15 protein-coding genes are annotated in these 13869 nt (G+C 39.9%); 14 read left to right on the top strand and 1 reads right to left on the bottom strand.

The window, feature by feature from the left end:
• Positions 1-237: 237 nt before the first annotated feature.
• Both NF418_RS09355 and NF418_RS09350 read left to right on the top strand, forming a co-directional pair.
• Positions 238-2694 (top strand): AAA family ATPase, encoded by a 2457-nt coding sequence (locus NF418_RS09355; protein ID WP_256779410.1) that lies wholly within the window; start codon positions 238-240, stop codon positions 2692-2694.
• Positions 2695-3681 carry a hypothetical protein gene (locus NF418_RS09350; RefSeq protein WP_256779409.1) on the top strand — a complete coding sequence of 329 codons (987 nt, stop codon included), beginning with the start codon at positions 2695-2697 and terminating at the stop codon, positions 3679-3681.
• 116 nt (positions 3682-3797) lie between these two features.
• Here NF418_RS09350 and NF418_RS09345 read toward each other — a convergent pair whose 3' ends face one another.
• Positions 3798-4298, bottom strand: coding sequence for an NUDIX hydrolase (locus NF418_RS09345; protein WP_256779408.1), 501 nt, complete (start codon positions 4296-4298; stop codon positions 3798-3800).
• A gap of 107 nt (positions 4299-4405) precedes the next feature.
• Between NF418_RS09345 and NF418_RS09340 the strand changes: the two genes are divergently transcribed.
• The 12 genes from NF418_RS09340 (at position 4406) to NF418_RS09285 (ending at position 13867) form a co-directional block, all read left to right on the top strand.
• The gene (locus tag NF418_RS09340) at positions 4406-5281 is read left to right on the top strand and encodes a VOC family protein (RefSeq protein ID WP_256779407.1); all 876 of its coding nucleotides are present in this window, start codon (positions 4406-4408) and stop codon (positions 5279-5281) included.
• A gap of 103 nt (positions 5282-5384) precedes the next feature.
• Positions 5385-5912, top strand: a complete 528-nt coding sequence (locus NF418_RS09335) for a transcription repressor NadR (protein ID WP_024397302.1) — start codon at positions 5385-5387, stop codon at positions 5910-5912.
• A gap of 70 nt (positions 5913-5982) precedes the next feature.
• Positions 5983-6531, top strand: a complete 549-nt coding sequence (locus NF418_RS09330) for a hypothetical protein (protein ID WP_256779405.1) — start codon at positions 5983-5985, stop codon at positions 6529-6531.
• 192 nt (positions 6532-6723) lie between these two features.
• Positions 6724-7917: an argininosuccinate synthase gene (locus NF418_RS09325; RefSeq protein ID WP_256779404.1), complete on the top strand. Its 1194-nt coding sequence runs from the start codon at positions 6724-6726 to the stop codon at positions 7915-7917.
• A 13-nt stretch (positions 7918-7930) separates the two neighbouring features.
• Positions 7931-9304: an argininosuccinate lyase gene (gene argH, locus NF418_RS09320; RefSeq protein WP_256779403.1), complete on the top strand. Its 1374-nt coding sequence runs from the start codon at positions 7931-7933 to the stop codon at positions 9302-9304.
• A gap of 288 nt (positions 9305-9592) precedes the next feature.
• Positions 9593-9952: a ribonuclease P protein component gene (gene rnpA / locus NF418_RS09315; protein ID WP_105109013.1), complete on the top strand. Its 360-nt coding sequence runs from the start codon at positions 9593-9595 to the stop codon at positions 9950-9952.
• On the top strand, positions 9936-10748 hold the full coding sequence (locus tag NF418_RS09310; protein WP_256779402.1) for a YidC/Oxa1 family membrane protein insertase: 813 nt from the start codon (positions 9936-9938) through the stop codon (positions 10746-10748). The genes rnpA and NF418_RS09310 overlap by 17 nt, the downstream gene beginning before the upstream one ends.
• A gap of 24 nt (positions 10749-10772) precedes the next feature.
• The gene (jag, locus tag NF418_RS09305; protein WP_256779401.1) at positions 10773-11780 is read left to right on the top strand and encodes an RNA-binding cell elongation regulator Jag/EloR; all 1008 of its coding nucleotides are present in this window, start codon (positions 10773-10775) and stop codon (positions 11778-11780) included.
• 168 nt (positions 11781-11948) lie between these two features.
• Positions 11949-12086, top strand: a complete 138-nt coding sequence (gene rpmH / locus NF418_RS09300; protein ID WP_002939016.1) for a 50S ribosomal protein L34 — start codon at positions 11949-11951, stop codon at positions 12084-12086.
• An 84-nt stretch (positions 12087-12170) separates the two neighbouring features.
• Positions 12171-12953 (top strand): TatD family hydrolase, encoded by a 783-nt coding sequence (locus tag NF418_RS09295; protein ID WP_256779400.1) that lies wholly within the window; start codon positions 12171-12173, stop codon positions 12951-12953.
• Positions 12916-13506, top strand: coding sequence for a ribonuclease M5 (gene rnmV, locus NF418_RS09290; protein WP_256779399.1), 591 nt, complete (start codon positions 12916-12918; stop codon positions 13504-13506). Before NF418_RS09295 ends, rnmV begins: the two co-directional genes overlap by 38 nt.
• Complete coding sequence (locus tag NF418_RS09285; RefSeq protein WP_256779398.1) at positions 13499-13867, top strand: hypothetical protein; 369 nt, start codon at positions 13499-13501, stop codon at positions 13865-13867. Before rnmV ends, NF418_RS09285 begins: the two co-directional genes overlap by 8 nt.
• Positions 13868-13869 lie beyond the last annotated feature (2 nt).

The raw sequence follows: 13869 nt of genomic DNA, 5'->3' as shown, positions 1-13869 counted from the left end.
GAGAGTTAAGTGTTTGTTTTTCATTGTCGATTGCCAACTTGTCCCATAGTAAGTTCTACCTTATTTCTTTGTCTCAGTCTAATTTCCAGTTTTTAAGACAGACTAGAACTTACTTTGAGAATTTAGCAAATAAATAATAAGGAAGTTGGATAAAGATTCAACTTCTTTTAATTGTGCTTTAAAAAAATTACATTTGAGGTTATAATAAGAAATAAATGTAGTAAGGAGATAAGGACGATGAAGAAAAAAGGAATGCGATTGGTCGCGATGATTGAGAGTAAAGATGATAAATATGAAGTCATCAACTTTTTACCAGATATTAAGGTCAAACATACAGGTGAAAAAAATTTTAAGATAGAAGAAAATGAAGGTTATATCAAAATCCCATATGCAGAAGGAATTGATGATTTGATAGTTATTGTGGGGGAAAATGGAGTTGGGAAGACTAGGTTGGTGAATGATATACTGTCTCAAAGTGAAAAGAAGCTCTTTATTTATAGGTTAGGAAAAGATAAGTACATATATTTGCAGCATACAGATAAAGATGATAGGAGAAGAACCGGAGAGCAAAATTTTGTAAATAACAATGAGTTAGAACTGACATTCTCCTCTAAGATTGGAAGAAAAAAATATAATGCAACTGGTTCTGATTTTAAAGAACTTCAGATAGTAAAATTTTCTAATTCTATAGAGAAAGAAGGAGGGACCATTCTATTAGATTTATCCAAGGATGTATCAACTACCAAGTTGTTAGAAAGAAATAAACACCGTACAGTCGTATTGGAGGATATGAAGAACCAAATAAGTTTTATTAAGGAGCTAATGGAGAAGAAAACAGACTTGGAAAAATTATTTGAGAGTCATCCTATATTGCAAACAATAATCAGTAATAAGCAGATTACGATAGAATTTAGAAACACAAGCCTTCGGAAAATGGGTATTTTAGCATTTAGAGAGCTTTCCGGTTTTAAGAATAAACGAGCAATATTCATACAGTATTTTTTTGATATTCTGATAGATATAATAATCAAAAATAAGAAGGGAAAGATAGACAATCATGGATACAATCAAGAATTGTTTAAATTGTTTGTGAAACAAACACACAGAGAGATTCCAAGTGTCTATTCTGGATACGAGATAGTTAGAAATTTACCAAAAGATAGTAGAGAAGAGAAAGGAAGAGCATTCGAGAAAAAACTTCAAGAGGGGGATCAAGAAACAAAAGAATTTTGGGATAAGGTTGTTACTTACAATAGTTTTTTTGAGCATACTCCTCATGGTAAAGAAATGATTTCTAACTATGAATCTGACTCAACAAAGCAAAAAAATCGATTGGGAAATATAATAAAAACTGACAAAGTTTTCGAAGAGCTAAGGGCAATAGAAGGAATCAATGATAAAGTAATAGAGCACCTAGTATCTTTATATAAGAGTACTGATTTGATAGATACTACAAATGATATTGATCAATTCTCGAAAATTCAACAGTTGCTTGAGATATTAAGTAAAATTGAAGGAGAGAATTACATTCTGAAAAATACAGAATACAAAAATATAATTGATAAATTTATGGGAGAAATTACATTCTCTTGGGATGGGTTAAGTTCGGGAGAACTTGCTTTATTAAATCTTTTTGGACGTTTATATAGCATTAAAAAGGGATTGAAAGCTACCAACATTCTTCTGCTTTTGGACGAAGTTGACTTAGGGCTTCATCCAGAGTGGCAGCGTCGGTGGATTAGCGTTGCTCTGCCAATCATTAAGGAGATTTTCAAAGGTAAACACATTCAGATTATCATGACAACTCACTCTCCGATTATGCTGTCAGATATCTATGCAGAAAATGTCATCATGCTAAGAAAAGATACTAACGGCAACAGGATTATTGTCGAAAATCAAGGTATGGAAAAAAATCAAGTGACAACATTTGGTCAGAATATCCATGACTTGTATCGTGATTCCTTTTTCCTAGAAAGTACACGTGGAGAGTATGCGAAAGAGCAAATTCAAGAAACGACCAAGGTACTGTATGAGCTAGAGTTATGGCAGGATGAAGAATCTAGGATTTTTGATATATTCAGGGAAGAATGTAAAAAATATCTCAGTAGTATAGGTGTAAAAAATAAAAAAAATGTTGTCTGGCTTTTGCGCTATATACAAATTTATGAAGACCTCGAGAACATTAAAAAAATTAGTAACGAAGAGGAATATGCAAATTACTTTTACGAAAAACATTACAAAAAGAAAGCGAGCCATAAAGGGGAATTTACAAAAGATTTTTTAAAAAAGTTTAAAGCTGATAAACAAATCATTGATAAACTTAAATCTGACCAATCAAATTACAAGGATAAATATAAAACACAATATAGAGCGAAGTATATAAAATTAAGAGAGGATATCTTAAATAACTCTTTCATTAGAGAAAAAATTCAAAAGTCTTCAAGTGATGAACAGTTCAAACAAATCTTGAAGTATAGGATTGATGCAATTGGCGAACAGTTAATCAAACGTAAGTTGCTATCTATGTGGGATAAAATTTGGTTTAGTGAAACTGTTCCAGAGCCCTCATCTAGAAACAGTGAGGTTGATAGATTACTTCAGCAATTAAGAAAAGTATATGCTACTAATGAACAGGTATTGTTGAAAGCATCAGAGATAGAAGAACTTATGAATTCACATAGCGGGGAGGAATAGATGATATATATTGAAGATTTATATACAAATGAAACGAAGGAGAAGTACTATGAGAAGGTCAAAGACTTATTTTTAAAGTCTCTTGTACGAGAAGGAGTGGAATTTGAATCAGGAAATATCGAGGACTTTGTGGATGAGTTGCGAGAAATATTACCAGAAGAGTTTCCAGAAGAGCTAAAAAAAGAGCTTAAAGAGTATTTCTCTGAAGATGCAACTGCAGAAGGAAATTTTAAAAAACTGATACTAATGCCGCCAAATGTAATGAAAAACATGGTTCAAAGCTCGAATGGTGCTGACTGTGATAAGAATAATATTAAAAAGTTAAAATTGGTGTATGTTCATCAAAAAATTATGGGGAAGAAACTAAAAGGTGAAGAGGAAAATATCAATAGATTCCTTATAAGAGAGTTGGGGCTCACGGTTTGTCCGTATTGTAATCGAAATTATATAAATAATAGAGGTAATAAATTTTCTGCTCAAATGGACCATTTTTATAGTAAGGATGAATTTCCATGGTTAGCGGTTAGCCTATATAATTTAATTCCATCTTGTGGAGCTTGTAATCATATCAAGGGGACTAAAGCTTTAAATGTTCATCCATTCATAAAGTCTGATGTTGAGGATAACGAAGTAAAATTTAATTATCAACAGACTGCATCTGATGACGTTAAAGTAATTATTTCTACTAAAGAGGCGAGAAAGAGAGACATAGAGACATTAAAACTTAAAGAAGCTTATAGTATTCATAATCTTGATGTGAGAAATATGCTTTTACGTGAAGAGAAGTATTCGAAGAAATATAGGGAGGAGTTACGTCAGTTACTGCAGACAGATGGTGGTATCGAAAGTCAATTATCTCTAACAGATGACGAGATAGATAGGATGATTTATGGTGATGTGATTTTTGAGGAGGATATAAAGAATGTGTCTCTCGGAAAATTCCGAAAGGATATTTATCAAGAGATTAAAAAGTTACGGGATTATTAAATTCTCTATCTCGGCCGTGAAAAATCTATCCAGCATATTGATAATATGTTGAAGAGTTTGTAAGATAAATAATCCCCACTGTCATATGGCGGTGGGGATTTGTCTGTTAAGGGAATTTAGCTTTGTAAAAACAACCTCTCCACATAGTCTTTCTGCCTTGGAATGACTAGTTCAGTTTCTAGAAAGTCTTTTAAGTCTTCTTGTGGGACCCAGATATAGTTGCTGGTTTCTTCGGCTTGGAGTTGGATAGCAGCTTTGTCCCAGTCGGTTTCAGCCCAGTAGCAGTGGAAGATACACTGGTCATCATGGGCGACAAAGTGTGTATGGTGGCGGAGTTGGTCAGTTGTCAGCTCAATGCCTGTCTCTTCGCGGACCTCGCGTAAAATGGCCTGCTCTGCTATTTCCCCAAATAAAGCCGAACCTCCTGCTGTCGCTTCATAATAGTCAGGGTAGGAGGGTTTGGTGCTGTCGCGTTTCATGAAGAGGGTACTGCTGTCGTGGTGGCGGATGATGCACTCGACGACCAGGTGGTAGAGGCCGTGGGGAATGGGTTCTCCGCGTTTGAGAGTGAGGTCGGTCAGCTGACCGTCGGCTGTGTAGGCGTTCCAGATTTCCATAGCTTGCTCCTTTTCTATCCTTCTATTATACCATAGGAGGTTTTTCTGTGAGCTTGTACGGACAAGTGTGTGGTATAATGGTCAGACGAAAGAAAAGGAGAAATCTTATGCAACCTATTATTCCTCACATCTGGTATGACACAGAGGCAAAAGAAGCGGTGGCTTTTTATGTGGACCTCTTCGGTGGCAAGCTGGACTGGATCTACACCATTACGGATACGCCTTCGGGTGATTCGGATTTGATTCAGTTTCAACTGGGCGATATGACTTTGGCGGCTATTAGTGCGGGTCCATACTTTAAGCTCAATGAGTCCATGTCCCTTATGGTCAATGTAGCCAGCAAGGATGAAGTGACACGTTTGTACCAAGCCTTGTCAGAAGGCGGTCGTATTCTCATGCCTTTGGGAGAATATCCCTTCAGCCCTTACTATGTCTGGTTGGAAGACCGCTTTGGTCTGTCTTGGCAACTGTCTTATGCACCGGACTTGGACAAGCCTTATCAGTTTGACATCTGCCTGCTCTTCTCGCAGGAACAGGTAGGTTTGGCCCAGCCTATGTTGGACTACTACAAGGACAAGCTCCCTCAGGCTAGTGTCGGTCAACTTTCCTACTACGGTGAAGGGGAGGCTGCTGTTGAGGCTGCCAAACTGAATTATGCAGAACTTCTCGTCGGTGGACAGAAAATGATTGTTATGGATCACGGCTACGGAGGCGAAGCTTCATTCAACGAAGCCTTCTCGCTCATGGTCTATGTGGATAGTCAGGAAGAGGCGGAGAGCTGGTATGAAAAAGTGTCAGCAGTTCCAGAAGCGGAGATTTGCGGTTGGGCCAAGGACCAGTTTGGGATTTCTTGGCAGATTGTACCGCGGATTTTGATGGAAGCATACGATACGGCTAGCCCAGAAAAAGTCAAGGCTGTTAATGATGCAGTGTTGACCATGAAACGTCTAGATTTCGTAACTATTCAAACGATATTAAATTAGTCAAGATTGGCAGGAACTGGATAGCAGTTTCTGTTTTTTCTATTAGACAAGAATGAATTGGCTCGGTTTTTGGTATAATGAAAGAAAGTAGAGGGGAGACCACATGAAAGCAATAGAAAGACGAAAGCACATTTTATCACTTTTACAGGAAACATCTCAACCACTTTCAGCAAATTACCTAGCAAAAGAATTTGGAGTGAGCCGTCAGGTGATTGTGGGAGATATAGCCTTGCTTCGAGCAGAGGGGGATCTGGTTTTGGCGACTCCGAGAGGCTACCTACTGCAGTCTTCTCTGGCGCCTCTTGAAGGAGCTTATATTCGTAAAATAGCTTGTCAACATGGACCAGAAGATGTTGAAAAAGAGTTGACTATCCTATTAGAGGGAGGAGCTCAAATCCTTGATGTCGAAATTGAACATCCTATTTACGGTCTATTATCTGGCAAACTAAATATTACCAGTTTTGAAGATCGGGACCGTTTTTTAGATGATTTGAGTCATTATAAAGGAGTGCTATTGAGTAATTTAACAGAAGGAGTTCATACTCATACTGTCTCATTTCCCTCGGTTCAAGCCTACCAAGAACTTTCTTTGGTATTAAAGGCTGCAGGAATTTTGCTAGAAAATCAATAAAACATTACAGGTGTCTTGACACCTGTAATGTTTTGGTTTATAATCGAACCTATAGAAAGAGAGGTTCCTTATGTCCCAATTAACACTATCATCTAAAAGTTCCGTCAAGCAGCTTTCCATTAGTGCGATTCTTACTGCATTTGCTATATTGATTCCACTGATGATGCCGATTAAAATTGTTATTGGTCCAGCATCCTACACACTTGCTAGTCATATTCCGTTGTTTATTGCAATGTTTATTTCACCAGCAACGGCCATATTAGTAGCATTGGGCTCCAGTCTAGGCTTCTTTTTAGCAGGATTTCCTATTGTCATCGTATTTCGTGCATTAACTCACTTGATTTTTCTTACTCTGGGAGCTTTTTTAATAAAACAATTTCCAAGTTTTATGGACACCAAGCGTTTCTTCATATTAGGGATTGGTCTCAATCTACTTCATGGCTTAGGGGAGTATATTGTGGTCATGGCCCTGACTTCGGGCGGGCAGACTTCAGATACTTATTGGATGACTATGCTTGGCTTAGTTGGTCTAGGTTCTGCACTTCATGGATTGCTCGATTTTAGTTTGGCATATTATTTTTGGAAAATCTTGAAAGAACGGAAAATTTATCAACCATAATCAGTTATGATGAGGAATATATTTTAGAAGCTGGAGAATATTCTCTAGCTTTTTTTGGAAATTTTTCTGGAAATGTACGATATTTATTCATTTTTTAAGAAAATTTGCATAAATATGTTGCAAAAAGTATAAATATACACTATAATAGTCACTAAGTTTTATTTGCTAATATATATAGAAATGAGAAAGTTTATGACAAAAGAAAAATTAATTTTAGCCTATTCAGGTGGCCTAGACACTTCCGTTGCGATTGCGTGGTTGAAAAAAGACTATGATGTGATTGCGGTGTGTATGGATGTGGGTGAAGGAAAGGATTTGGATTTTATTCATGATAAGGCCTTGTCTATCGGTGCTGTGGAGTCCCATGTATTGGATGTAAAAGAAGAGTTCGCTCAAGAGTATGTCCTGCCTGCCCTACAAGCCCATGCATACTATGAGCAAAAATATCCGCTGGTATCGGCTCTCAGCCGTCCCTTGATTTCTAAAAAGTTGGTGGAAATGGCCCATAAAACAGGAGCAACCACTATTGCCCACGGCTGTACCGGTAAGGGAAATGACCAGGTGCGATTTGAGGTAGCCATTGCAGCCCTAGATCCAAGCTTGAAAGTCGTGGCTCCTGTCCGTGAATGGAAGTGGGCGCGTGAAGAAGAAATCATTTTCGCCAAGGAAAATGGTGTACCAGTCCCAGCTGACCTGGATAGTCCTTACTCAGTCGACCAAAACCTCTGGGGTCGTGCCAATGAGTGTGGTGTCTTGGAAAATCCATGGAATGAAGCGCCAGAAGATGCTTTTGGCATCACTACTTCTCCAGAAAATGCACCAGATACTCCTGAGTATGTCGATATTGAGTTTAAAGCAGGTATTCCTGTTGCTGTAAATGGTGAAAAGTTAAGTCTTGCTAATCTCATTCAAAGACTCAATGTCATTGCTGGTAAACATGGTGTGGGTCGGATTGACCACGTGGAAAATCGTTTGGTCGGAATCAAGTCACGTGAAATTTATGGGTGTCCAGGTGCTATTACCCTTCTGACAGCTCACAAGGAAATTGAAGATTTGACTTTGGTGCGTGAAGTATCGCATTTCAAACCGATTGTTTCAAATGAACTCTCTAACTTGATTTACAATGGTTTGTGGTTCAATCCAGCAACAGATGCCTTGAAGGCCTATCTTGCTCAGACCCAGGCAGTTGTTAATGGCACCGCAAAAGTGAAATTGTATAAGGGGTCAGCCAAAGTGGTTGCTCGGAAATCTCCAAATTCGCTGTATGACGAAGATTTGGCAACCTATACCAGTGCAGATACCTTTGATCAAGATGCAGCAGTTGGTTTCATCAAGCTTTGGGGATTACCAACCAAGGTCAATGCGGAAATTCATAAAAAGAGCTAGAAAGTAGGAGCTTATGGAAGCAAAGAAATTATGGGGAGGTCGCTTTGAAGCCAGTCTTGAGGAATGGGTTGAAGAATTCGGAGCTTCCATCCGATTTGATCAAAAACTGGCCAAGTACGATATTCAGGGTTCTTTAGCCCATGTCAAGATGCTGGGGCAAACTAGGATTATCTCTCAAGCTGAGGCTCAGGTCATTCAAGCTGGTCTGGAAGAATTGCTAGAGGAGCATGAGGCTGGCAAGCTGGTCTTTGATATTCGAAATGAAGATATTCACATGAATATTGAAAGTCTATTGACGGAGAAAATAGGCTCAGTTGCAGGCAAACTCCATACAGCTCGTTCTCGTAACGACCAGGTGGCAACGGATATGCACCTGTATTTGAAAGATACCCTCTTCCAGGTTATCAGCAAGTTGACTAACTTGCAGGAGGTCTTGCTGGATCTGGCGGAGCAACATGTGGAGACCATCATGCCGGGCTACACACATTTGCAACATGCCCAGCCTATCAGCTTTGCCCAGCATTTGTTGGCTTACTACAACATGTTTCAGCGGGATAAGGAACGGTTTGACTTCAATGTGCAACACACTGATATCTCCCCACTTGGCGCGGCAGCTTTGGCTGGAACGACCTTTCCGATTGACCGTCAGATGACGTCTGATTTGATGGGATTTGCTAAGCCTTACAGCAATTCCCTTGATGCTGTGTCTGACCGTGATTTTATCTTGGAATTTCTGTCAAATGCCAGTATCCTCATGATGCACATGTCGCGTTTGTGTGAAGAAATCATTAACTGGTGTTCACATGAATACCAATTTGTCACCCTATCTGATACCTTTTCAACAGGTTCTTCCATCATGCCTCAGAAGAAAAATCCAGATATGGCAGAATTGATTCGGGGAAAAACGGGTCGGGTTTATGGGAATTTGGTCGGTCTGTTGACAGTCATGAAATCCCTGCCTCTGACCTATAACAAGGATTTGCAGGAAGATAAGGAAGGCATGTTTGACACAGCAGAAACAATCTTGGTTTCGATTGATATTTTGGCTGGTATGCTGAAAACGATGACCGTTCACAAGGAGAAGATGGCCCAGTCAACAGAGAAGGATTTTTCAAATGCGACGGAGTTGGCAGATTATCTGGCCAGCAAGGGAATGCCCTTCCGTCAGGCTCATGAAATTGTCGGTAAACTAGTCTTGGAATGCAGCAAGGCTGGATATTATCTACAAGATGTTCCTCTAGAACGCTACCAAGAAATTTCTGATTTGATAGAGGTAGATATTTACACGTCTTTACAATCGAAAACAGCAGTCCAACGTAGGAAATCACTGGGCGGGACGGGTTTTGAATCGATCCGTTTGCAAATTCAACAAGCAAAAGAAAACTAGCGCTATCAAAAACCCTCTAAACGCATGAAGAAAAATTCATTTTAAAAATTATTTTTAATGCTATCGTTAGTTTGGGGTAGAGAAATGTGATATAATGGCTTTGTAAATGAGGGATTAACCTTTATGTAGTGTAAGTTTTGTGAAAACATCTTGAAAAAGCGCATGCATCGTGAAAATAGTTGCATGCATTTTTCTTTTATTGGTATGGCCGGCTCTAAACGGTATGTTTATTGGCTTTTTTGAATTTTATGGTATAATAGAGGTAATTTTGAAAGATGGAGTGACGGTTTGAAGAAAAGCTATCGTGTCAAGCGTGAACGAGATTTTAATGACATTTTTACAAAAGGAAACAATGCAGCCAACCGAAAGTTTGTTGTCTATCATTTAGCTGGGGAACAGGAACATTTTCGAGTAGGGCTATCAGTCAGTAAAAAATTGGGAAACGCTGTCACGAGGACACGTATTAAGCGTAGACTTCGACATGTCTTAATAGAGTGTCAAAAACACTTGGTTAGTGAGGATTTTGTTATTATTGCACGTAAAGGTGTGGAAGAGTTGACTTACCAAGAAATCAAGCAAAACCTTGTCCATGTTTTGAAACTCGCTAAACTATACCAGGAAGGTGTTGAGATTGAAAAAGAAAGTTAAGTGGGCCGGTCTCATTTTCGTGGCTTCACTTGTACTAACAGCATGTGGTACAGGACCAGTGACTAGCCAGTCTACAGACGCTTGGGACAAATTGATTTATTGGTTTGCTAGCGTTATTCAATTTTTATCGATAAACGGTCAAATTGGAATCGGTATAATTCTCTTTACGATTTTAATTAGAACTATTTTATTACCTCTGTTTCAGATTCAGATGAATTCTTCTAGAAAAATGCAAGAACTTCAACCTGAGTTGAAGAAATTGCAGGAAGAATATGCTGGAACAGATATGGAAAGCCGACAAAGGCTTTATGAGGAAACTCAAAAGCTTTATAAAGAGAATGGTGTAAACATGACTTCATCAATGTGGCCACTGTTTATTCAAATGCCAATCTTGTTAGCGCTTTTCCAGGCTTTGACAAGAGTGGAGACTCTGAAGGTCGGACATTTTCTATGGTTGAATCTTGGTGAGCCAGATCCTTATTTCATATTACCAATACTAGCTGCACTCTTTACTTTTTTGAGTACATGGCTATCGAATAAAGCAGCGGTGGAGAAGAATGGAGCGCTCACAGTTATGATGTATGTCATGCCTGTTATCATTTTCTTCTTTGCCATGACATCGGCAAGTGGGGTTGCTTTATACTGGACGGTGTCCAATGCCTATCAAGTAGCTCAAACCATGCTATTAAATAACCCATTTAAAATCATAGCAGAGCGTCAAGCAAAGATTGATGCAGAAAAAGAACGTCAAGCAAAAATCAGGCGAGCGCAAAAGAAAGCACGTAAACATAAATAGGATGAATATAGTAGGAGAGAGAAGATGAAATTTACAGGTGCAAATGTTGAAGAGGCCATTCAAAATGGTTTAGAGGAGTTAAATATTCCTCGCAAGAAAGCGCATATTACAGTTGTAGCACGTGAGAAAAAAGGTTTTCTTGGATTTGGTAAAAAAGAAGCAATTGTAGATATTGACGTAATTAATGAAACAACGGTTGTAAAAGCTAACCAAAAAGCAGTTCGTGGAGTTCCAGATGAAATCAATGAGCTCAATGAACCAGTCAAAAGTATTTCCGAAGCTACCATTGATTTAGGCAAGGTCGTTGCAGCGGTCAAAGAATTTGAAAAATCTGGTCAAACGCTTGATGATGAAATTAAGGCTCAGATTTTGAAAAATGAAAAAGAAGCTACGACGATTTTAGAAGAAACGGGGCGAATTGAAATTCTTTCTGACGAATTGTTAGTAGAGAAAGAACAACCGTCTAAGGAACCAGCAAGTGTTGCTCAAGATACGGTTTCAGAAGAACAAGAAGACAACGAAAAAGAAGAGTTTGCTGATTTGGATATCAAGGTTGAGCAACAGTATGATATTGAGACAGTGGTTGGTGAAGTAACAGCCTATATCCAAGAAATTTTGGATGATATGGATGTTGAGGCGAGCATTGAAACTAGCCACAACCGCCGTACAATCAATATCCAAGTAGATACCAATGAACCAGGCCGTGTCATCGGTTATCATGGCAAGGTCTTGAAAGCTTTGCAATTGTTGGCTCAGAACTTCCTATATAATCGCTATGAGCGTAACTTCTACATTACCATCAATGTGAATGACTATGTAGAACACCGTGCTGAAGTGCTTCAAGGTTATGCTCAAAAATTGGCTGAACGTGTCTTGGCTGAGCAAGAAGCCTATCATACAGATCCGATGTCTAGCAGTGAGCGTAAAATTATTCACCGGATTATTTCTAAAATGGACGGCTTGACAAGTTATTCAGAAGGTAGCGAGCCAAACCGCTATGTTGTAGTGGATATTGAAGGAAATCATGATTAAGAAGAGGCTAGTCCTCTTTTTTTCAATATTTTTTCTTAATCTGATTGAAAATAGAATAGAATAGCTTGACAAACCCCCAGAATTTATATAAAATAGTTTGGTATGTTTAGTAACTGATCAAAACTAGCCGGCTAAACGAATACAAGAATCTAAGAGGAGGTATTCATCGTGAAACGTACTTTTCAACCAAGTAAAATCCGTCGCGCACGTAAACACGGTTTCCGTAGCCGTATGGCAACTAAAAACGGCCGTCGCGTGTTAGCAGCTCGTCGCCGTAAGGGACGTAAAGTTCTTACAGTAGCATAAGAATACAACTAAAACCAGCAGAAACTCGAGTCTGCTGGTTTTTTCGTTGGAAAAGAATAGCTTAAAATATGGTACAATAGAACCATGATAGAAATTTTTGATACTCACACCCACCTCAACGTAGAGCAGTTTGAGGGTCGGGTCCAAGAAGAATTAGACTTTGCCAAGGAGATGGGGGTCACCCTCCACAACGTCGTTGGTTTTGACCGAGCTACCATTGACAAGGCTATGGAGCTTGCTGACCAGCACCCTGAAATTTATCTGACACTGGGCTGGCATCCGACGGAGGCTGGAACCTATGACGAGGAAGTAGAAAGCTACTTGCTTGAGGCACTCAAACATCCCAAGGTCATTGCCCTGGGGGAGATTGGGCTAGACTACTACTGGATGACGGCGGATAAGGAAACCCAAGCTCGTGTTTTCAAGCGACAGATGGAGTTGGCCAAGCAGTTGGACTTACCCTTTGTGGTTCATACTCGCGATGCTTTGGAAGATACCTATCAGATTATAAAGGAAGTCGGCGTTGGTCCGCGCGGAGGTATCATGCATTCCTTCTCTGGCACTCTGGAGGAGGCTCAGGCCTTTATGGACTTGGGTATGCACATCTCCTTCTCGGGAGTAGTGACCTTCAAAAAAGCTGTCGAACTTCAGGAAGCGGCGCAAGCATTGCCCCTAGAAAAAATCCTGGTCGAGACGGATGCGCCTTACCTGGCCCCAGTTCCTAAGCGTGGTCGGGAAAATCGTACCGGCTACACCAGATATGTGGTGGATATGCTGGCCCAGCTTCGCAACCAGTCGGTCGAAGAAGTGGCGAAAGCGACCTACGAGAATGCAAGGAGCTTGTTCAGAATTGACACAGAAAATTAAGATTCAGGAAGTCCTTGTTGTTGAAGGCAAGGATGATACAGCAAACCTAAAACGATTTTACGAGGTGGATACCTACGAAACCAGGGGCTCTGCCATATCAGACGATGACTTGGAACGCATCGAGAAACTCCACGACCTGCGGGGCGTCATTGTCTTTACTGACCCAGACTACAATGGCGAGCGGATTCGAAAAATCATTATGCAGGCCATTCCCACGGTCAAACACGCCTTCTTACAGCGGGACGAGGCTACACCTAAATCCAAGACAAAAGGGCGGTCCTTGGGCATTGAGCACGCCAGCTTTGAAGACTTGGAAAAGGCCCTTGCAGGCCTGCGTGGCTACTATGATGATGAACATAACTTTGACATCACCAAGTCAGATCTAATGCGCCTAGGGCTCCTTATGGGTGGCGACAGTCGCAAGCGGAGGGAGTATCTGGGAGAAAAGCTCCGCATCGGCTACTGTAACGGCAAGCAACTGCTCAAACGTTTGGAGCTGTTTGGGATAAGCTTGGTGGAAGTGGAAGAGTGTATGGAGAGCTATCATGGATAGGGTCTATGCTGTTAAGTGCTTGGTAAAAAACGAGTTTGAACCTTCTTATGAAAATTATTCATCTTATGAAGAAGTGACCTACTTGCTGCCGGCTGATGTCCTTGTTTGGGAGGATGAGCAGGTTGATAAGAACAAACTAGCAGACTATTTGCGTGGTTTAGTTGAAGATGGCTATGTCAATGCGGATGGTATTTGGAAGCAGAGCCGTTTGTTTCATATTGCCGGTGTGCAAGAAATGGACGACAGGATAGAGTTTGATGGAGCAGCCGTGGAAGTCTATCGCTGGTTTTACAATTTTGAACGTCCAGTTACTGAGGAAGAGTTTTTGAATCTTTATTATTTTGATGATTTGGGGAGATAGGG

Origin of the sequence: Streptococcus suis (assembly GCF_024509555.1) — a bacterium.
In the GTDB taxonomy this organism is placed as follows: Bacteria; Bacillota; Bacilli; order Lactobacillales; family Streptococcaceae; genus Streptococcus; species Streptococcus suis_AD.
The sequence above is the reverse complement of the archived record's forward strand: the minus strand, read 5'-3'. Positions and strand labels throughout refer to the sequence as shown.